The organism is Paenibacillus cineris, from assembly GCF_018333335.1.
Taxonomy (GTDB): Bacteria; Bacillota; Bacilli; order Paenibacillales; family Paenibacillaceae; genus Paenibacillus_AQ; species Paenibacillus_AQ favisporus.
This window is the reverse complement of record NZ_BORU01000001.1, coordinates 375,720-395,495: the sequence shown is the minus strand read 5'-3', so window position 1 is coordinate 395,495 and position 19,776 is coordinate 375,720. Positions and strand designations below refer to the sequence as shown.

General features: G+C 53.9%; 26 protein-coding genes. 3 read left to right on the top strand and 23 right to left on the bottom strand.

The features are described from left to right. Positions 1-43: 43 nt before the first annotated feature. The gene (cysK, locus tag KI379_RS02260) at positions 44-967 is read left to right on the top strand and encodes a cysteine synthase A (protein ID WP_089545693.1); all 924 of its coding nucleotides are present in this window, start codon (positions 44-46) and stop codon (positions 965-967) included. A 180-nt stretch (positions 968-1,147) separates the two neighbouring features. Continuing rightward, a complete protein-coding gene (locus KI379_RS02255) occupies positions 1,148-1,912 on the top strand; it encodes an SDR family oxidoreductase (RefSeq protein WP_076173268.1) in 765 nt (254 codons plus the stop codon). 111 nt (positions 1,913-2,023) lie between these two features. On the opposite strand, the gene KI379_RS02250 is transcribed toward KI379_RS02255, so the two are convergent. The 16 genes from KI379_RS02250 to KI379_RS02175 all read right to left on the bottom strand — a co-directional run bounded on the left by KI379_RS02250 (position 2,024) and on the right by KI379_RS02175 (position 13,651). Further along, positions 2,024-2,551, bottom strand: a complete 528-nt coding sequence (locus tag KI379_RS02250) for a hypothetical protein (RefSeq protein ID WP_089545691.1) — start codon at positions 2,549-2,551, stop codon at positions 2,024-2,026. Positions 2,552-2,760: 209 nt separating this feature from the next. Beyond that, complete coding sequence (locus KI379_RS02245) at positions 2,761-3,459, bottom strand: YjjG family noncanonical pyrimidine nucleotidase (protein ID WP_212982669.1); 699 nt, start codon at positions 3,457-3,459, stop codon at positions 2,761-2,763. A gap of 180 nt (positions 3,460-3,639) precedes the next feature. Further along, positions 3,640-4,521 (bottom strand): serine/threonine protein kinase, encoded by an 882-nt coding sequence (locus KI379_RS02240; protein WP_212982668.1) that lies wholly within the window; start codon positions 4,519-4,521, stop codon positions 3,640-3,642. Between the two features lie 15 nt (positions 4,522-4,536). Beyond that, positions 4,537-4,824: a hypothetical protein gene (locus KI379_RS02235; RefSeq protein WP_212982667.1), complete on the bottom strand. Its 288-nt coding sequence runs from the start codon at positions 4,822-4,824 to the stop codon at positions 4,537-4,539. A 5-nt stretch (positions 4,825-4,829) separates the two neighbouring features. Next, positions 4,830-5,141 carry a hypothetical protein gene (locus KI379_RS02230; RefSeq protein WP_212982666.1) on the bottom strand — a complete coding sequence of 104 codons (312 nt, stop codon included), beginning with the start codon at positions 5,139-5,141 and terminating at the stop codon, positions 4,830-4,832. A gap of 70 nt (positions 5,142-5,211) precedes the next feature. Then, positions 5,212-6,018, bottom strand: coding sequence for an inositol monophosphatase family protein (locus KI379_RS02225; RefSeq protein WP_212982665.1), 807 nt, complete (start codon positions 6,016-6,018; stop codon positions 5,212-5,214). A 100-nt stretch (positions 6,019-6,118) separates the two neighbouring features. After that, a complete protein-coding gene (locus KI379_RS02220; protein ID WP_076173494.1) occupies positions 6,119-6,313 on the bottom strand; it encodes a DUF4177 domain-containing protein in 195 nt (64 codons plus the stop codon). 16 nt (positions 6,314-6,329) lie between these two features. Further along, entirely contained in the window at positions 6,330-6,662 is a 333-nt protein-coding gene (locus KI379_RS02215; protein ID WP_076173495.1) for an HIT domain-containing protein, read from the bottom strand. A gap of 19 nt (positions 6,663-6,681) precedes the next feature. Beyond that, a complete protein-coding gene (locus tag KI379_RS02210) occupies positions 6,682-7,275 on the bottom strand; it encodes an HAD family hydrolase (RefSeq protein WP_212982664.1) in 594 nt (197 codons plus the stop codon). Positions 7,276-7,307: 32 nt separating this feature from the next. After that, positions 7,308-8,213, bottom strand: a complete 906-nt coding sequence (locus KI379_RS02205; RefSeq protein ID WP_212982663.1) for a sugar phosphate isomerase/epimerase — start codon at positions 8,211-8,213, stop codon at positions 7,308-7,310. A 174-nt stretch (positions 8,214-8,387) separates the two neighbouring features. Further along, entirely contained in the window at positions 8,388-9,164 is a 777-nt protein-coding gene (locus KI379_RS02200) for an aminoglycoside adenylyltransferase domain-containing protein (protein WP_212982662.1), read from the bottom strand. Positions 9,165-9,225: 61 nt separating this feature from the next. Then, entirely contained in the window at positions 9,226-9,621 is a 396-nt protein-coding gene (locus KI379_RS02195; protein ID WP_145136401.1) for a VOC family protein, read from the bottom strand. 160 nt (positions 9,622-9,781) lie between these two features. Further along, positions 9,782-10,372, bottom strand: a complete 591-nt coding sequence (locus KI379_RS02190; RefSeq protein ID WP_076173496.1) for a histidine phosphatase family protein — start codon at positions 10,370-10,372, stop codon at positions 9,782-9,784. Between the two features lie 128 nt (positions 10,373-10,500). Continuing rightward, on the bottom strand, positions 10,501-11,355 hold the full coding sequence (locus KI379_RS02185; protein ID WP_212982661.1) for an ABC transporter ATP-binding protein: 855 nt from the start codon (positions 11,353-11,355) through the stop codon (positions 10,501-10,503). Between the two features lie 290 nt (positions 11,356-11,645). Then, positions 11,646-13,127 (bottom strand): serine hydrolase domain-containing protein, encoded by a 1,482-nt coding sequence (locus KI379_RS02180; RefSeq protein WP_212982660.1) that lies wholly within the window; start codon positions 13,125-13,127, stop codon positions 11,646-11,648. A gap of 17 nt (positions 13,128-13,144) precedes the next feature. Further along, positions 13,145-13,651, bottom strand: a complete 507-nt coding sequence (locus KI379_RS02175) for a GNAT family N-acetyltransferase (RefSeq protein WP_076173280.1) — start codon at positions 13,649-13,651, stop codon at positions 13,145-13,147. 156 nt (positions 13,652-13,807) lie between these two features. On the opposite strand from KI379_RS02175, the gene KI379_RS02170 reads away from it, so the two are divergent. Further along, positions 13,808-15,268: a PAS domain-containing sensor histidine kinase gene (locus KI379_RS02170; RefSeq protein WP_212982659.1), complete on the top strand. Its 1,461-nt coding sequence runs from the start codon at positions 13,808-13,810 to the stop codon at positions 15,266-15,268. Between the two features lie 83 nt (positions 15,269-15,351). Here KI379_RS02170 and KI379_RS02165 read toward each other — a convergent pair whose 3' ends face one another. From KI379_RS02165 to KI379_RS02135, 7 genes are all read right to left on the bottom strand, one after another. Next, on the bottom strand, positions 15,352-15,768 hold the full coding sequence (locus KI379_RS02165) for a GNAT family N-acetyltransferase (RefSeq protein ID WP_089545679.1): 417 nt from the start codon (positions 15,766-15,768) through the stop codon (positions 15,352-15,354). A gap of 302 nt (positions 15,769-16,070) precedes the next feature. Beyond that, positions 16,071-16,553: a DinB family protein gene (locus tag KI379_RS02160; protein WP_212982658.1), complete on the bottom strand. Its 483-nt coding sequence runs from the start codon at positions 16,551-16,553 to the stop codon at positions 16,071-16,073. After that, positions 16,543-17,109: a GNAT family N-acetyltransferase gene (locus KI379_RS02155; RefSeq protein ID WP_212982657.1), complete on the bottom strand. Its 567-nt coding sequence runs from the start codon at positions 17,107-17,109 to the stop codon at positions 16,543-16,545. Before KI379_RS02155 ends, KI379_RS02160 begins: the two co-directional genes overlap by 11 nt. A 48-nt stretch (positions 17,110-17,157) precedes the next feature. Further along, a complete protein-coding gene (gene pgsA, locus KI379_RS02150) occupies positions 17,158-17,736 on the bottom strand; it encodes a CDP-diacylglycerol--glycerol-3-phosphate 3-phosphatidyltransferase (RefSeq protein ID WP_212982656.1) in 579 nt (192 codons plus the stop codon). Continuing rightward, complete coding sequence (locus KI379_RS02145; RefSeq protein ID WP_076173286.1) at positions 17,733-18,080, bottom strand: glyoxalase superfamily protein; 348 nt, start codon at positions 18,078-18,080, stop codon at positions 17,733-17,735. The genes pgsA and KI379_RS02145 overlap by 4 nt, the downstream gene beginning before the upstream one ends. 45 nt (positions 18,081-18,125) lie before the next feature. Then, entirely contained in the window at positions 18,126-18,800 is a 675-nt protein-coding gene (locus KI379_RS02140) for an HAD family hydrolase (RefSeq protein ID WP_212982655.1), read from the bottom strand. Between the two features lie 41 nt (positions 18,801-18,841). Next, positions 18,842-19,558 carry a peptidase E gene (locus tag KI379_RS02135; RefSeq protein ID WP_212984594.1) on the bottom strand — a complete coding sequence of 239 codons (717 nt, stop codon included), beginning with the start codon at positions 19,556-19,558 and terminating at the stop codon, positions 18,842-18,844. Between the last annotated feature and the right edge of the window lie 218 nt (positions 19,559-19,776).

The window sequence follows — 19,776 nt, the reverse complement described above, 5'->3', positions numbered from 1 at the left end:
GAAGCTGTGAACCGGCTGATGAACTGACAAGGAGATGGACCCCATGACTGGACCGAAAGTTGTGCAAAATATTACCGAGCTCATCGGCGATACCCCGGCGGTCAAGCTCCGCCGTTTGGCGGGAGAACAGGATGCCGACGTGTACGTGAAGCTCGAATACTTCAACCCTAGCGGAAGCGTCAAGGACCGGGCCGCTTATAATTTGATCGCGCAGGCGGAGCAGGACGGCCTGCTCAAGCCGGGCTCGACCATTATCGAGCCGACGAGCGGCAACACCGGCATCGGGCTGGCGATGAACGCGGCGGCCAAAGGATACCGCGCTATTATGGTGATGCCCGACAACATGACCAAGGAGCGGATCAATCTGCTGAAGGCGTATGGAGCCGAAGTGGTGCTGACGCCGGCAGCGGAGCGGATGCCTGGTGCTATCCGCAAGGCGCAGGAGCTGCAACGGGAAATTGTAGGCAGCTTCATTCCCCAGCAGTTCGAGAACCGGGCCAACCCGGATATCCACCGCCGCACGACGGCGCTGGAAATTCTTGAGCAGATGGAAGGGCGGCTGGATGCCTTCGTCGCAACGGCGGGCACCGGCGGAACCATTACCGGCACGGGCGAAGTGCTGAAGGAGAGACTCCCCGGCATCGGCATCTATGTCGCCGAGCCGAAAGGCTCTCCCGTGCTATCCGGCGGCCAGCCGGGACCGCATAAGCTGGTGGGCACCAGCCCCGGATTCATCCCGCCGATCCTGAACACGGACGTCTACGACGAAATTTTTCAGGTCAGCGACGAAGACGCCATCGGAACGACGCGCAGGCTTGCCGCCGAAGAAGGCATCCTGGTCGGCCCCTCCTCAGGCGCTTCCGTCTGGACCGCGCTGCAGGTAGCCCGTCGTCTGGGACCCGGCAAACGGGTGCTGTGCATTGCGCCGGATACCGGAGAACGGTATCTGAGCATGGGCATTTTTTAGTCGTGCGCAAATCATCGAAAGGCATCAACCGGTTTGTATACCCGGCTGATGCCTTATTTATGTTCATCGGTTGAGACGGGCATATGCCCGAATGGGAGAGCAACATCTCAAAATCCGTCTCATGCTATAAATGTCTCAAGCAGGCCACAGCCTGTTAAACCGATGAGGAGTTGACAATACATGAATAGATTGACTGGAAAAACAGCACTGATTACCGGAGCGAGCCGCGGCATCGGCCGGGCCATTGCGCTGCGCCTGGCCGCCGAAGGAGCGCTGGTGGTTCTCCATTATGGACAAAACCGCTCCGCCGCCGAGGCGGTCGCCCGCGAGATCGAGCAGCAGGGCGGAACGGCGCTGCTCCTCGGGGCGGACTTCAGATCCGTTCGCGGCATCCCGGAGATGTATGAAGCCCTGGACGGCCTTCTGCAGAATCAAACAGGCGGCCCCGGCCTGGACATTCTTGTGAACAATGCGGGCATCGGACTTTCCCTTCCCATTGAGGCGACAACGGAGGAAGCCTTCGATGAGGTGATGAACGTGAACGTCAAGGCACCGTTTTTCGTCATTCAGCAAGCACTGCCGCGGCTGCGGGACGGCGGGCGGATCATCAACATCTCCTCCGCGACGACCCGGATCTCGCTGCCGGTGATTCCCGCCTACAGCATGTCCAAAGGGGCCATCAATACGCTGACCCTGAACCTCTCGACTCAGCTTGGCTCCCGCGGCATTACGATCAACGCGATCATGCCGGGATTCGTGGAGACCGAGATGAATGCCGAGACGCTGCAGACGCCGGAAGGCCGCGAGTTTGGCGCGAACTTCTCGATCTTCAAGCGGTGGGGACAGCCGGAAGATGTCGCCGATATCGCCGCCTTCCTGGCATCGGACGACAGCCGATGGATCACGGGCCAGCTGCTGGACGCCAGCGGCGGAACGCATCTGTAAGTGAGCCCTGTCGCTCACTCGTGCCTAGATGCGCGCCAACCCGCCTTTTTTATAAAGGAAAAAATCCAGTGCCGTCGAGGGCACTGGATTTTCTTTTTATCACACAAATTATTATGGAATATACTGCTGCACCACTTTGACGACTTTGCCGTCCTTCACCGTCAAATGAAACGGAAAAGAGCGGATGTCCAGCAGCTTGTCGTTATGGTAAATCGCCAAAAACTTGTTCAGGCTGACCGGTTCGTTCCACTGAATGTTCATTCCTTCATAGGTTCCGTCATGATCATACAGCTGCATCAGCACTTCAGCATCCGGAGCGATTTCGTACGTCTCCAGCGTCTCATCGTCGTTGACGATGTAATACCCGTCAGGAGCGCCGCCCAGCTCTTCGGCATCCGGCTCCCGTTCAAGGAACTTCTTGTCTGCCGCCGCGCCCTCGTACCATTCGATCGGATCCACCGTCACGTAGAGGTGGCCGTTCTTGTTCCCGATGGTGGACAGCATCGCCGTCACCGTGTCCTCGGTTTGCGGAACCGGCTTATATTCGTTATCAGACCCGACTGCACTCGTTGACGTCACAACCAGCCCCAGCAGAAAAACGATCATCAGGGAAGCGAATACGGTCATCTTTTTTTTCATTTGAAAATATCTCCTTTATGGAATCATGATTTCTATCCATATCAACCATTACCCTGCGGGATTGTTTTCAAACGCTGCGAGAGGGCTCTGTGATGTAACTTTATTGTAAGCCACAGCCGGGGCCAAATCGTCACAAATTCGTTACAGCCGAGTCAAATTGTTGTAAATTCTTCAAGCGCTTTCGTGAATGAAGGAGCCGGCAAGCCCAGTCAACCCTTCTTCTCCAAAATGTCCTTGATCTCCGCCAGATCGTGGATCTCATAAGTCGGGACGATGGCGGTTTCGTTGGGCAGGCGGTTCGGGTTGTACCAGCACGTGTCGATGCCGATATTGTTGCCGCCCTGAATGTCCGAGGTGAGGGAATCGCCGACCATCAGCATTTTTTCCTTGCGTTCCTCCTGAATCACCCGGAAGGCATGCTCGAAAATGCCCGCCTGCGGCTTCTGGAATCCCGTATCCTCGGAAACGATGACCGCCTCGAAAAAGTCCTTCAGGTCGGAGCGGCCGATCCGTCCGAACTGCACCTCTTTAATGCCGTTCGTGATGATGGCCATTTTGTAACCGTGCTCCTTAAGATAGAGGCAGATATCCAGCGCACCCGCCAAAATAAACGCGCCTTCGGCGAGCGATCCCAGGTAACGTCTGCTCAATTCCTCGGCGTCGTCGCTCAGCCCCTGCTCGCGGCCGAATCGGCGAAAGCGCTCGACCCGGAGCTCCGCCGAGCTGATCTGTCCCTGTTCAAATTCGCGCCAGAGCTCCTCATTGATCCTTTTATAGCAGCCCGTTATTTCCGTATCATTCGCGTCCAGGCTGCAGCTGGTGAGCAGCTGGTTCAGCGCGTGGCTCTCCGACATTTTAAAATCGAACAGCGTTTCATCCGCATCAAACAAAATCCATTCGTACGACAAGATGTACCCTTCTTTCAGTAAAGTGATATAAACGGCGTCAGTGTGCCTTCAATTTTCAAACTTCATGCAAGGCATCACTCGGCAGGTTTGTCTTTCCTATTGTACCATGCCGCCAAAAACGCCTGCTTGCGTCCATGTCCGTGACCCAAACCAAAACGAATGGGCGATTCACTCCGGGACTCATCTGCCATCTAGCTCTTGGAGAGCCTTATCCCAGGCAGACGCGAAGTCGGCCACAGAAGCATACCGCCCGGCCCGATCGGCATGAACCGCCTTCAGCGCAATGTCATACAGAGACCTGCCGGCATCCCATTGGTCATAGGAGCGGTCCATCTCCCCGCCAAAGATGAAAAAGGCTGTCGCCCCCATATTATACACATTAGTGATGCCGTCAATCGCAGCGCCGTATTCAAACTCCTCGGGGGACATAAAGCGGGACGATCCCCACAGCCTGCCCATCCGGTTCTCAAAAGGGCCTTTCTGGTACAGGTCGATATCGCAGATTTTCGTCGTGTCAGTGGCAAAATCGTAAAGAACGCTTCCGTCATAGAAATCAACCGCTATGTACCCTTTTTCCTCAACGTGGACATGAAAATCAAGAATAGCTCTGTAGGACGCCAGCCGCTTCTCCAGCGGCAGCCTGCGGTATCGATAAAACGGGGACCTCGGGTCTTCATATTTGGCTGGAGGCGGAAATGTCCAATGAGGATGCAGCGACTCCCCGTCAAACCATTCGAATACGGCGGCATAGCCGGGTCCGGCTTCAAAATGGCTCAGCATCCGCACCAAGCTGGGGTGATCTAAATCTTCGTAAACTTGAACAGCCTGCTTCAAACGCAGGATGGCGTCCGCCGGTTCGCCCTCGAACTCCGTGGTAGCCGCTCCGGCGTACTTGATAAACCGTCTGACTCCGTCCTTTTCCACGCCAAACGAAAGGTTGCCGGAGTCCTGCTTGTCAAACACCGCAAACACCTTGCCCCAAGCGGACAGCCACTCCAGCGGATGCGGCTCTTTCAGCTGAAACGATACTTCATCGATCTTGATCGTAAGCGGTTGGTCCATCCGTTCAACTCCTTTTTATGGTTGGTCTGGGCTTATTCTATCTTCAAATTCCCGATTTTGCTGCTGAATGTCAGAGGCAATCCGTCTATACAAAAACAGGAATAAACCCAGGACGGCAATCACGATACCGCCAACCAGCGTAATATTGGTGATATTCCAAATATAATCCGGCGTTAAATCCTTTAGTGTATGCACATCGTTAATATTTTGGGCGTGCGCTGCATAAATCAATACTTTTTCAAAACCGCCGAGCCCGACAAGCAGCAATCCTGCTCCGAGCAGCATCATTCCCATCAGTCGCATGCCCGTTATTCCTCCCTCTTAGTAGGATTGCGCCCCTTTTCCGCTTCTTCCGCACGGCCGGGTTCCGCATCCAGCTCCCGTTCGAGCTCCGCCTCAATGTCCTCGTCGCTCATCTGGTAATCATCCTCTTCCGACACGCCCAGCTTCCTCTCCAAAAAGCTTACCCTTGCCCTCAAGTCTTCCACCATGCCGTACAAATAGCTCAGCAGGCCGACCATAATCAGAAGGGTCAGAACGGTCCCCCAGGGGCCAAACACCCAGGTTGCGATCAGCCCCCCGGCAAGAAACACGACGATTCCCATGATAAAATAAACCATTGCCCACTCCCTTCTGCCGCCGGTTCAGTATGCGTCACCTAGGGCTGCTAACTGCCGCTGCGGCAAGCTATTATCGGGCGCCTAATCCTTCCGCTACCATATTCAAAAAGTAATCCCGGAGCTCCGGATGACAAGCGATCAGGTAAGGCTCTTCCGTCATGGCGTCAAATGGTTTTCCTTCAAAGTCCATGACCAGCATCCCCGCTTCCTTCGCGATCAGAACGCCGGAGTAGAGGTCCTCCCCTTCGGAGTTATACAGAATGATGGCATCGATGTTCCCTCTCGCCAGCATGCACCACTGCAAAGTCGGCGCCCACAGCCGCATCATCCGCTTCGTATGCAGGTCAACGTGGTTTCTAAGCCGAATGGCTCGGTCATCGCTGCCTACCACATGCCCCTGGATCCAGGCGACCGTTGCTTTATTGAACGCCGGTGCAGGCCCGTTCGTTACGGGCTGCCCATTGCAGGTAGCTCCACCGTTTCGGGTGGACACGAACAGCCGGTCAATCATCGGTTCGTAAACCACGGCCACGACCGGCTGCCCTTGGTGCATCAGCGTAATCGAGCAGGAGAACGCAGGCAGGCCGATCGCATAGTTGTTCGTTCCGTCCAAAGGGTCTACCAGCCACAGCCAGTCGCTGCGCCGACCATGATCCCCCGATTCCTCGGCCCGGATCCGGTGATCCGGGAATTTGCTGCGGATATGCTCAAGGATCCGCTCCTCGGCCAAATGGTCCACCACCGTGACGAAGTCGCCGTTATCCCCTTTTTGGTCAACCTTTTCCAGCTTGTCAAAATAGTCCTTCGCGATGGCTCCCGCTTCCTTGGCTGCGGCGACCGCCAGCTGCTTTGCCTCTTCAATGATCCGTTGATCCATATGTACTCTCCGCTCCTTGTGCCTAGTGTTCATATTGCTACGCCAGCCTTCGCTCCTTCAAGAAAGAAAAAACCCTGTGCGTCAGGGTTTAATTCAAGCATTATACTTTCCGTTTGAAAATGGCGATGACGTCCCTTGACTGTCCCTGGGATACGCTCGTGTCAAAGCACGATACCAGCTCCCAGCCCTCGTAGCCATAGCTGTTCAGCAAATCCTCAAATTCCTCCTCGTCCACCTTGCCGCCCAAAAAGCCGCCTGTTTTATACTTCACCGTCTTGTAAGACCATTGTTCCATCATTTTACGCTTCCTTTCATCGTATCGTTTGGCCGCTCACAACATGCCAATGCATATGTTTGGATTCCTGGTAGTCTCCTAAGTTAGTGACGACCTTGGCTGCTCCCGTCTGCAACACCATGTCTGAGGCGACCTTCTTAATTACCCTTAAAACTTCGATCAGCAGTTGCTCGGTATTCTCCGCTTCCGCGGATATCAGCGATCCTATATGAAGCTTCGGGATCACCACAACATGATGCTCATAATAAGGGCGCGTATGATGATAAGCGAGCACCCGATCCGTCTCATAAACGCGGTTAACCTGCGTTTTGCCATTTAGTACCTCGTCGCAATAAAAATCGTTCGACACGCCGCTCACCCTTTCCTTATCACTGCTGCTTCAGCAGCTGCGAAACTTCCTCCATCCAGCGGCCTTCGGGATCCGCGATCACCGTATGCCAGCCCAATGCCCTGGCAGGGATCAAATTTTTCTCCTGATCGTCCACATAAATGCAGGGTCCTCCCCCATCGCCGAGCTGCTCGCCTACGAGCTGATAAATGCGGGGATCCGGCTTGCAATACCCTGCTCTGCTGGATATGGTAAGGCTCTTCACCTGCTCCTTGACCGGTGCCAGCAGCCCGCTCAGCCATTCCTCCCGGTGGTTGCTCAGCAGGTGGATATCCGCGTCCCTGCTCCATGTGGCAATACGCCCCAAAGCGGGGAGGGGTTGCAAATACTTCATCGCCAGCGCGCTAAGCCGTTCCATGCTCAGATCTGGTACATGCCCGGCGAGCCAGTCCCTAAACTGCTTAATGGTGATGCCGCCTGTCCAGAACGACTCGCGAATTTCCCGGCTGAAGCTGTCTTTTAACTGACGATAGGTCGTGCTTCCGGCCATGGCAGCAGCCTCTTCCCAAAATCCAGGCGAGAGGTTCGTTGCAATGACACCGGCGACATCCAAAATAAGCTGGGGTCTGTTCATCGGCTCCTCCCCTTTCAAGCTTCCAGTCATCATCAGCTGGGATTGGTGCTGCGCAAACATTCGTCTACCCATTCATAACAGCGCTGCAGATCCTCATGGCTGACCAGGTCGGAGCGGTGCTCGAACTGAATTTTGACCTGCGGGTTTTCCTCGCGGATAACAGTTAAATAATCTCCGATCGGGGCCCAGCCGTCCTCCGGGCGCTGTTCCGGCAGCACCGGGTAGCGCAGCTTGACGGACGATTTCGTGTACTGAAGATTCCACAGGTGGATAACGTCTGCATACTTCGCATATTTGCGGATGACCGGCAGGGCCTGAAAGGAAGGATCCACGTTCTGCTGCAAAAACAGCCTTCCCGTATCCAGGCACAGCCGGATGTCCGGGTACTTCTTCAGCAGCGCTTCCAGCACGTCATGCTCGTAAATATAAGAATTCAGCGCATCGAATTCCAAAACCGGCGTGAAGCCGTAATCTCGGGAAGCGGCGCTAAGCCAGGCAAAAAGGTGATCGCTGCGCTCCGTAAACAATTCAAGCGAATAATCGCTATCATAGACATACTCCGTTCTGTCGGAAAAATGCCATTTGTCCCAGTTCACCCGGTCATCCAGGATGACGGGCTTCGGATAATGGAACAACACGTAATCCGGCCGTACGTTCCTTAAATAGTCGAGCTCATCCCGGATCAGCCGGAGCGCTTCATCACGGGTAAGCTCGTTCGCATCCAGAAACAGGGCGTCCCGAAGCAGCGCCTTCCCCGCACGAAGGGGAAAATGTACACCGATGCGAAAGTCCCGCGCCCTGGAGGCGCTCAAGAGCTTCTGCGTGTCCGCTTCATTTTCAAACAGACAGGCCTCTATTCCGTAAAATTCGTCTCTGAAATCGCGCTCCATCTTCTGCTCGTCAAACGAGCCGTATTGCCCGATCAAAAATCGCTTCATCGTCATTCCTCCGGCAGCGGGGTGTGAACCATTCATATGAAAATTTAACCATTACTTCCACGTTCCGTCCAGTATTCATTGAACCCGGCCTGCAAGAAAGCTTATGAATCTATCAATAACGAATTGAAATGGATGATAGGAACAAGTGCGTAAAATGTGCCCACGATCGGATCATCAGGGACGAATCCCCTCCTCCGTTATCCGCTGCTTAATCTCGTTCAGCATATCCCGGGCAAAAGCCTGAAGCATCCGAGGTTCCACGCTCACTTCATCCGTCTGTCCTCCATACTGAAGAAGACACTGGCGCAGGAGCGGCTCATACGCAGGCGGAAGGGACTCGAGCCCCCATTCGCCGCCTTCCTTTTTGGAGGACACTTCGCCTTCCCGCAAAAATCGCAAAATTCTGCACAGATTAAGCGTGTAATATACCGGCGCCTCGGCGATCTGCTCCACGGCATGCTCCACATCGGACCAGATCGACCGGATGTACATCTCTTTCTCCGGCCTGAACACGGACGGTGCGGGCTCCCCATACAGCGTTATCCCACGGTGGTAAATGACCATCATATGGGCCGCAAGATCAGGGTCTTCATAACCGCCGCACACATATTGCGCATCAGATTCATACCGCTCCCGGTGAGCCTCCGAATAATGGAATTCAAACGGTGTTGGGTGCAGCGGCTCCCCGGCGTACTGCCTGAGGATGACGCTGACTTCCATCCCGCGGTGCCCCGGCATCAGACCGTGAAGCTCAAGAAGGCCTCGGGCAAGCCGAGTCCAAACCTCCGGCCCCGGCTTCTCTTCAATGACCGCCAGGAGATCAATATCGCTCCGGTCTTCACGGTAACACCCCATCGCCAGTGAACCGTGCAGATATAAGCCGGTCAACGGTGCTCCAAGCTCGGTAATAAAAAGCTGTGTCAAACGGTGCAGCACCTGCTGCGTATTCATAATTTTCCTCCAATATAGAAAAATGGCTGCCCCCTTACCGGGAACAGCTGTCATTTCGGCACTATGACCCCTTTTTGCCTGATCCGAAAGCAATCGCATACCGATCCGGATCGATCAGCACGAAGTCTTTCCAGTCCCCCCAATCCTGATGTTCCAGCACAGGCTCCTGAATGAACTGCGCTCCTCTAGCTTTGAAATGCTCATACAATTGATCCAGTTCTTCATGCGTTTCGACATATGCGTAAGTGTCCCATGGAACCATCTTGTTGTCCCCGGAAGGGTTGGGACGGACATCCTCTGCCTTTGCCGCCTGAATCAATTTGAAGCCGAGGGCAAAATCATCCCTTACCGCCCAAACGTCCGACACGTCACAGCCGAGCACATCCGCATAATAGCGTTTGGATCTCTCTAAATCCGAAACCAATCGGACCTGAACCGAAAAGTGAACTTTACTCAATGAACATCATCCTCCGAATGGTTGATTCTCCTTCGTGCGCTCAACCTCTTCCTGGATTGACCGCAAGGCCAATGGATGAGCTCGAAGGGTTGCCCTATGAAACTGGCAGATACAGCGCTTTCAGTCTATCACAAATTTTAACAATGATACATATGATTTCCTACTCCTTCCACATTCTCGTCACCTGCCGCAGGGTCTCTCCCTCCCACTCCGTCTTGTAAATATCCGGCATGGAAGTGGATTCCCAGAAGGCGTAATCGAACCGAGGGTCAAATTCGCCCAGCATCAACGTCATAATATCGCCGTGAGTCCCAATGACAATCCGCTTTCCGGCATGCTCATCCAGCAGTTTCCGGATCACCTGGGCTGCTCTATGCCGCGCCTTCAGGCTCGACTCTCCCCCCGGAAAAGCAAAAGCGGCATCGCCGTATACCTTTTGCTTCGCTTCTTGAAACGATAGGCGCCCGATCTGACCGATTTCCCGTTCCCTCAAATCTTCTTCTATGATGATTTCCCTGCCCGCGGAGTCGGCCGCATCCCGGATCGTTCGCACGGCTCGCTCGTAGGGACTGGAAATGTACAGGTCAATGCCTTCACCCAGCAGTCTGTCCTTGACCGCAAGCGCGTCTGCCAGCCCCTGACGGGACAGTCCCCGTGTTCGTTCCCTGCCTTCCTCATAAGGCGATTCGGCATGCCGGACAAAATACAGAATCGTGTTCCGCTTCAGGTGATGTACTGAATTAGCAGTCATGAACCAGCAACCTTTCCATTTTATTGGGTTAAAAAAGAAAAACACCCGTTTCAACTTCATCATACCAGCGATCCTGCCGCTGACATATCTGAAATTTTCACGGGTGCTTATATGATGATAATAACGGTTCAAGCTCTTCTCGCCAGCTCGTAAGGCAGACACAGCGGGACTCCCGTCCGGGGGTCGACGAGGATGTCGGCTTCAATAGCGAAGACCTCCCGCAGCACTTCCCGGGTCATGACTTCGCCGGGTGTTCCCTCCGCCACGACTGTGCCTGATTTGATCGCCACCATATGCTGCGCATACCGTGTGGCATGGTTCAGGTCGTGAACGACCATAACGATTGTGCGGCCCTCTTCCTCATTCAGCTTCTGCAGCAGCTGCAGCACTTCCAGCTGATGCGCCATATCCAGGAAGGTCGTAGGCTCGTCGAGGAACAGAATATCCGTCTGCTGAGCCAGCGCCATGGCAATCCATGCCCGTTGGCGCTGGCCGCCGGACAACTGGTCGATCGCCCGGTCCCTAAAGACCCCAAGCCCCGTAACGTTAATGGCCCACTCGATAACCTCACGGTCCTGCGTGCTGATGCTGCCAAATCCCCGCTGATGCGGCGAACGGCCGAAGCCGATCAGCTCGGTTACGGTCAGCCCATCCGGGGCCGTGGGGGTTTGCGGCAGGATCGCGAGCTGCTTCGCCACATCCTTGGTCGGCTGGCTGTGGATCGATTTGCCGTCGAGCAGCACCGCTCCGGAGGATGGCTTCATCAAGCGGGCCATCGTTTTGAGAATCGTCGATTTGCCGGAGCCGTTGGAGCCGACCAAAGCCGTAATTTTACCCGCCGGAATGCTCAGGTTCAAATTGTTGACAATGAGCGTATCGGCGTATCCGATGTTCAGCTGCTCGGTGCCGAGCCTCGACTGGAGCTGCGGTTTATCCTCCGTGGCGATCTCTTGCTCCGGCCAAGCCAATGTGTTTTGTACCATACCGTATCATCCTTTTTTAGGGATTGTATTTCGCGGCGGATTCGCCGCTCCGCATGCAGGGTGCCTTATGCTATGTTCAACCTTGTCGAATATACCGTATCGTCTAACGCATAATTGCCTTTGTTGACACATTATGCGTGGAAAAGTGCAAATTATGTGTATGTATACACACTTATTATGATAATGATTCTCAATTTCATTGTAAAGAGTTTTTTCCCTCTTCTCCGTCTTATCTCACGAAAAAAGGACAATGGAACTCATGGTCCCATTGTCCAAATACTGCTTCCGGCTTAATTACTCAAAATGTCCTTCAGCTGTTCCTGCTTTACGGCCGTGACCCGGGTCGTCTTCTTGTCAAAAGAGACGTTGACCTCCTCCACGAGCTCAACCTGCCCCTCCGCGAACGTTAGGGTGAGCGTGACCCTATAGGGTGTCTCGATGTACACCACGGTTAGCTCCAGCTGCAGATCTTCGGTCAATCGGGCCGAAATGACGGCTTCCTGCCGATGCATGGCCAGATCCTTCCGGAAGATGTCCTTGGTGCTTACCCTCTTCGTCAAATCAAAGGGAAGTTCGCGCCGGCTGCCATCGGCATAACGGATCCGAAGCTCGGACCGCTCATCCAGGCTGCACACCGTAATCTCGGCAACGCCGCCTGGCTCTGGAGCCTGGACACGGTATTGCCCTGCCCAATCATCCGGCATAGCGGACGAAGCAGAAGGTACCCGGTGCTCAGCGTATTCCTGCATTCGCGCGATCCGCTGCAGAAGCAGCGGGTACGCTTCGGAGCTGACTTGTTGCGATCGGTCTACCCGGTCCACAATATGCTCATAGATGAGGTCCAGCAGCTGCGGCAGCTGCTTTTTCATATGGCTCATACCGGAAGAGGCTGCAATGACAATGCCGTGCTTCGGAGCAACAAAGCAGAGCTGCCCGAACCCGCCGTTTCCCATATAACACCCCTGCCGGCACCGGAAAAATTGGTAGCCATATCCTTCCGAAAAATCGGCCCTCGTCTCATTGCGGCGGTTATCGCTCTGCTCCGCGGTGGCTAACCGGATGTATTCCGCCGATACGATTCTCCGGCCGCCATACACGCCCTCGTTCAGCAGCATCTGACCGAACTTCGCCACGCCGTCGATGGGGATGCTCAGCCCCATGCCGCCTGCGGTCACTCCCATCGGGCAGGTTTCCCAATCCACCGAGCCAATTCCAAGGGGCTCGAACAATCTCGGTTTTACATATTCGATGAGGCTCATGCCGGTCGCTCTTTCCAGAATGGCTGCAACCATGTAGGTCGCATGGGTGTTGTACACGTAATGGCTTCCCGGCGGATGCTCCGGCGCCAAGGATAAGAACGTTTGGGCCCAGTCTGGCCCGGATTCCATCACCCGGCCGTAAATGTTGTCATGATGTCCTGTATTCATCGAAAGCAGATGGTGGATGGTCATCTGGGATAAGTAGGGCGGGACGTTACCGGCAAGCTTATCGGGAAAATACGAAACGACCGGATCCGTCAGCCGGATATATCCTTCGTCCCTGGCAATTCCCGCGGCAATGGAAGTGAAGCTCTTGCTGAGCGAAAATAATAACGTGGGTGCCTCTTCCCGATACGGCTGACGGTTGAAACGGGCCGTAACTTTTCCATTCTGAAGCAGCATCAGACGGTTGACCTGAAGCTCCAGTTCCTCGATCCGTTCTAAGAACCGAAGTACATCGCCGGACGACAGGCCGTGGCTTTCCGGCTGTGCGGTTTCCAGTTCCAATCCCAATCGTACACCTCCCTTTATTAAAGTTCCTTAATGAAAAAGAGATTCAAATCATCATCCACCCGGACCATCTCGCCCGGCACGACCGGCTGGTTCTTATACACGATGCCGTTGCCATCGGGAATGTAACCTCTGCGGCAGTAAATGCGCTGTGCCTTACCGTAGTCCTTGAATAAGCCCACACCGATGCCGATCCGTTTGCCCTTGCGGCTTACGATCGATTCAAACTCCTCCAGGATCCGGTTGCCGATTCCTTGGCGCTGGAAGACGGGGAATACGTTCAGATCGTTCACTTCCGGAATGCCTTGCTCTTGGAAAGGGGGGTAGTCCGATTCGTATTTCAGGTGACATACCCCGGCGACCTGGTCATCTGCATAGGCGATGATCGTTTCACGGACACCCGCCGCGTTTTCAGCGAGACATTTGTCGTAGTACTCATCGGGGCGGAAGATGTCATGTTCGGTAAAAGCCTGCTTCCACTGCTGCTTTAATTCCTCTGAAGTGAGCAAAGTCAGCGTGATTTTCATTTACAGCACCTCCATATCGATTGTATTTTTGTTCCCACGTTTCGCGGCTCTCTTTTAAAAGTTAATGTTCACTTACTTTAGCATTGATGATTAAAGAGATTCGCGATTATAATATGTATAAATATACCACGGCTTGATGTAGAGAGGGGAACTGCCATGCGATCCGCTGAAGTCCATAATTACGACTTTGCCTTTAGGCAGGCCGCGATCGGCATGGCCCTTATCGCGCCTGACGGAGCATTCCTAAAGGTCAACCCCGCTTTATGCACCCTCCTCGGTTATACACCTGACCATTTCACTTTGCCGGATCTTCTTCCCGCAATTCAGGAACTGTCCCGCGACATCGTTAAGTGCGGGGAGTGGCTGCAGTCCATGAAACGGGATCAGCACCGGATCGATCAGCATTACTATCATCCTTCAGGACAACGGTTGTCCCTTGACATCCGCATCTCCTTGATTCGAAATGAGGCCGGGAAACCTGAGATTTACTTCACCCAATTCGAGAACAGGACCCAGATGATGCAAATGGAAACTAGGCTGCATTATACCGAAACCCATCTGCACGAGCGGGAAGATTCCTTCATGCAGCTGCTGGATGGCCTCCCCCTGTCCGTGCTGATTACGAACCACGGCCAGATTCAGTATGCCAATCCTGCCGGACTCAGGCTCATTCATGCAGACAGCCTGGAAGCCGTAATCGGCATGTCAACGGACGATTTGGTCGACGCCGCCGACCACGAAATTCTGGCCGAGCGCAAGCAGCGGCACTACAACAACAGGCCCATCGGCTCCGTGCGCTACCGCATCCGCTGTCTCAATGGACAGCTGAGGCATGTGGAAGGATTTTCACTAAAGATTACCTATCAAAAAAAGCGGTGCGTCATCGGGATCTTTAAAGATATCTCCGACCAGAAGCTTGAGGAAGACCGGCTCATGCAGTCCGAGAAGCTATCGACAGCAGGGCAGCTTGCCGCAGGCATCGCTCACGAAATCCGCAATCCGCTGACCGCCATTTTCGGCTTTTTGAAGCTCCTCCGCACCTCCAGCCAAAACAACGACCAGTACTTTGCGATCATGGAATCCGAGCTGAAGCGGATCGAATTTATCGTCAATGAGCTGCTGGTGCTGTCCAAACCCCAAGTTTCGCATGCGAGCAAGCCAATGGACATTTTGCCGCTGCTGGACCAGGTGATTACACTGATGAACGGCCAGGCTGCATTAAAAAATATCGAGATCGTTTCCGCCTTCTCCGAACCTTCCATCTGGATTGCCGGCGAGGCCAACCAGTTGAAACAGGTCTTCATCAACCTGCTCAAAAATGCGATGGAAGCCATGCCGCAAGGCGGCATCATCCGGATCCACGCTCTCTCCCGGAACAACGAGGCCTTCATCAGCGTTCAGGACGAAGGCTGCGGCATGACGGCGGAGCAGATCCAGGCGCTGGGCAAGCCCTTTTTCACGACCAAGGAATCAGGCACCGGTCTTGGGTTTATGATCACACACAACATCATCCATAATCATGGCGGGAACATATCGGTCCAGAGCGTGCCCCAGGAGGGCACCACGTTTACCGTGACGCTCCCCGTTATTTCCGAACCGGAGGCAGCCTCATCATAACAAGCCTAATCCGGTGATCAGCCGATAATTTTAAGTTTCACATCCTGGGACCAAAAAAAGGACGGTACTCCCGTGTTATGCTCCTATGTATTGGAGGAATACAGCAGAATGCCGTCCCTCCGGCTCCAGCCTGATTTGGCCCAAAAATAATTGCCGATCTCATTCTCCTCGATCACCATGATATGGCACTTGGCGATGCCCTCTTCCCGGAGCTTATCCAGCCCGGCTTTCGCCAGTTTTTGCCCGATGGCTCGGCCCCTGCAGGCCGGATCGACCGCAACGTGGTAGATATACCCCCTTCGGCCGTCATGGCCGCACAGAATGGTGCCGATCACCCGATCACCCTCGGTGGCGACAAAGCTCATGCCCGGGTTCCGAACCAGGTACCGGTGAATCGATTCTTTCGAATCGGCGTCGCTCAGCGCCATCCCTTCCGTTTTGCCCCACAGCTCCATGCATTGTTCGTAATCCTCAATCAACAGCTCTCGCAGTGTTTCCATGATGTTAGTTTCCTCCAGTTATTGATAAGAACAAACGTATATCGATGTATATTCAATGAAGCCAGACCGCATTTAGCGGGGCTTTTTCTTGCGATATATCGAAGCTCGAATCTCCGAAGCTTATTCTTTTCCTATATCTTAAGAACAAACGTATATCGATGTATATCAATGAAGCCAGACCGCATTTAGCGGGGCTTTTTCTTGCGATATATCGAAGCTCGATTCCCCGAAGCTTATTCTTTTCCTATATCTTAAGAACAACGTATATCGATGTATATTCAATGAAGCCAGCCGCGCCCGGACTATGTCCCGGCCTCCGCCCGCTCGACCGACTCCGGTCCGAGAATCTGTCTAAAGTGGTGCCGCATATGCTCCAGGTAATCGTTCACCAGCCAATCCAGCGTCGCTTCACCGCCGCCGGGAAGAATGCAGGTTTTGCCGTAATCCTCCGCGGTCAAACGCTCGAGAACATGGACAATTTGCCTGTTCAGCATAACCCACAGCGTAATGATATCCGTCTGGTTGTATTGCTCCTGATACCCGTGCAGGTCCACCCACCGGTCCTGATCGTATCCCTCAAGGGATACCGGATGCGCCGACTGTTTTATTTTGACAAAACGAAGATGGTTGTTCGCCGCCGAATCGCATAAGTGACCCACGATCTCCTGCTTTGACCACTTGGCGGGTCCTTGCTTGTGTCTGAACACCTCTTCGGGCAAAGCTTTCAGTTCGCTCTCAAAATATCCGACTAAACGGTTCAAGGTTTGACTATAACTATGATTCATCTCGCTTCTCCTCTCCATTGGCTGCACTGTATTCGATCAGCCAGCAATCGCGGTACTCTCCTTCATGCCATTCGCGTTTTTCCAGCAGTTTGATCTTGCGGAAGCCGCATTTTTCGTATACGCGCAGAGCCCTGGCGTTCCAGGTTTGCGGGTCCATGACAATTTTATCGGCTTGAAGCGTGTTGGTCAGATAAGAAACCATGCCTTGAATCAGCCTTGTGCCGATTCCCCGGTTCCAGCAGTCGGGCTCCCCAATAAACTGATCCATGCCGAAAATCCGCCCGTCCCCTTCGCCATAGCCATATACCTCGCGTTCCTCCGGATCGACCGGATAATATTGAATATATCCGATATCGCGGTCGTCCAGTTGAATGATGCAGGCTTCGATTTGATCATCTCGGTAAAAGTGCTCCTGCACCATGGCCATATCATGCGGACGGTCCCGGCCTTCATAATATTCGAGGACGCGCGGATCGCTGAGCCAACGGACCAAATGGTCCGCATCGCCCGCCTCCAGTTTCCTTACGCTGACCCCCTGCTTGCTCCAAAGAACCAAAATTGCGCCTCCTCCCTCATAACTCAAGCACGAAGCGTTTGAGCCTTTTTATATGAAAAGCTTAACGTTTTTGACCACGTAGTGGTACCCTGACATGACGGTCATCATCACGGCGATCACCATCAAGAAGGAATCGACGCGAAGGCTAGTCAGCCATTGAAAAGGATAGTTATTCAGCAGCACGGCCGTAATGGCGACGACCTGGGACACCATTTTCCACTTGCCGTACCGGTCTGCCGCCAGAGCGATCCCCTGAGCCGACGCCGCCATTCGCAAAGCTGTAATTATGAATTCACGGCCAATCATCACGAAGGCCATCCAGGCCGGAATCATCCCGGCTTCGACCATCATGATCAGCGCCACCGAAACAAGCAGCTTATCGGCAAGCGGGTCCAATAGCTTCCCGAGATTGGTAACCAGGTGGTATTTGCGGGCAATATACCCGTCCAGCTTGTCCGTAGCGGAAGCAAGAACAAATACGCCCACCGCCATATAGGTCCCGTACTGGTTCAGAAATTGAATGAACGCGTTGGAATCCGCCAGCCGTACGGGGTACTCTGCGAAAAAAACGATAAACACGGGGATCAGCATGATTCTGGCCAGCGTCAGCTTGTTCGCCGGGTTCATGCATCCTTCCTCTCAAAAAACGTGATCCGGTTACCGAAAGGATCGATCACGCTCACCTCCATATCCTCAAGCCCAGGGCGCGCATGCTTGTACTTCTTCGCTATCAGTTTGGCATGGAGGCTCTGGATGTCTTCGACTTCAACACGAATCGCCGAGCCGGGGGTGCAGTCGCCGTGATGCCCGCTCAAATGGATCTCGCAGTCCCCGCTGGACACCTGCATGTATAAGGGAAGATCGTCTTCATAGCGATGCTCCCAGTCCATCCGGAATTCCAGGAAATCCACGTAAAACTCCTTGGCCTTGTCCTCATCGAAAATCCGAAAGATCGGTGTGATCTTCTTCATCACTCATCCTCCTCTAAAAGTTAATCCAAACTTATGCCAGCCCGGCTATCGAACAGGCAATGCGGCAGCAAGCTGCATAGGCGCTGACAGTTGAGCGTACCGGCTCTCCACATAGGGATTGAACCAGACCGCATGGATGACCTTCATCCCTGCCTGATGCGCCCCATCCAGTTCTCCGGAGCCTCCGTCACCTACAAACACGCAATCCTCCGGGAGTATTTGCAGCCGTCGGCATGCAAGTTCATAGATAGCAGGGTCGGGCTTACAGCATTGTACCTCATATGAAAAAATAACGTCGTCAAAATACCCGGCCAGCGGGGAATCTTCCCAGCCCCGGACTTCCTCCTCCGAACAGTTGCTGATCAGTCCCAGCTTCCAGCCATGGGTACGGAGGTTTGCGAGCATTTCCAAAATGTCAGGGCGAACGGCTTCAAAAGGAATCCGCTTCTCCTGGATCCTTGCCTGGTAGAGCGACTGAACGGATTGTTCAACCGCATCCAGGCCCCTGCTTCGGCAAATATCCCGGATGACATCCGGAAAACTTGCCAGCTCCCCGCGCATCCGCCGCTCCACCCGGCTTCTCCATTCCAGCTTGAACTCTTCCTGGCTCAGGCCAAGCAGACCCGGGTAATCGTAGCGGCGCCCCGATATCCGCCGGCCATCCGCAAATTCGGTGATCAAGGTCTCGAACAAATCGAACAAAACGGCTTTCGTGCCCAAGCAGCATCCTCCTTATCGGTATTCGGGATTCTGGATTCCGGTTATATCGTAGCCACGCCCGCTTCCCCCAAATATACGGTTGGAATGACCGTCTCCACCACATGCCCTTCCACGGCTTGCACCTCGTAGGCTTTGGCCTCAGGACGAGAGCTTACCGCCCGGTGAAAAACACCATCTACATAATGCAGTGCCGCCCCGTCATCTGCGGCTATTCCCCCACCGATTTGTCCGCTTTGGATCAGCCGGTGATAACTGGGCCTTCGGTCCGCTTCCCCGTCATAATAGGGACAGTGGCTTCCTGAAAGCAGGCCGAGGCCCTCCAGCCGGGTCAGATCGCCTGGGATGGAATCCGTCACGCCTTCCTCAAACCAGCAAATGGAACCGGCGCTTAGCCCGGATAAAATCACCCCATTTTCCCAGGCCGTCTTTAAGTATCGATCCACACTCCGTTCCTTCCATACCGCAAGCATCGATTTCGTATTGCCGCCCCCGACATAAATGATATCTTTGTCCAGAACAAAATCCTCCAGATCGACGGTTGGGGGTTGGACCAGGGAAAGATGAGAGGGAGTGCATTCCAGACGCTGAAATGCATCATAAAAACGATCAATATACCCTTGCGCGTCACTGCTCGCCGTTGGTACAAAGCAAATCTTGGGGCGGCCGGTGCCTGCCTGTCGAAGAATGTACAGATCCAGCAAGGGGTTATCCGGTTCCATTGAGAATCCTCCGCCACCCATAGCGATAATTTGTTTGATGCTGATGCCCTCCTTTCCGTAACGTGTCATCAATTCCAAGTAAAACTGCCGCAAGCGATGTTAATTTACCTATTCGACGGAAAAACACCATACCCTTTCTTTGCAGGGTACTTGCTAAAAATGGATCGATATGGTAGCCTGTTAGTAATTTACGAAGAACGGAGGGTTACGTGTGGTAGATCAGTTTATCCGGGTTCGCACGTTTTGCAACTAACATA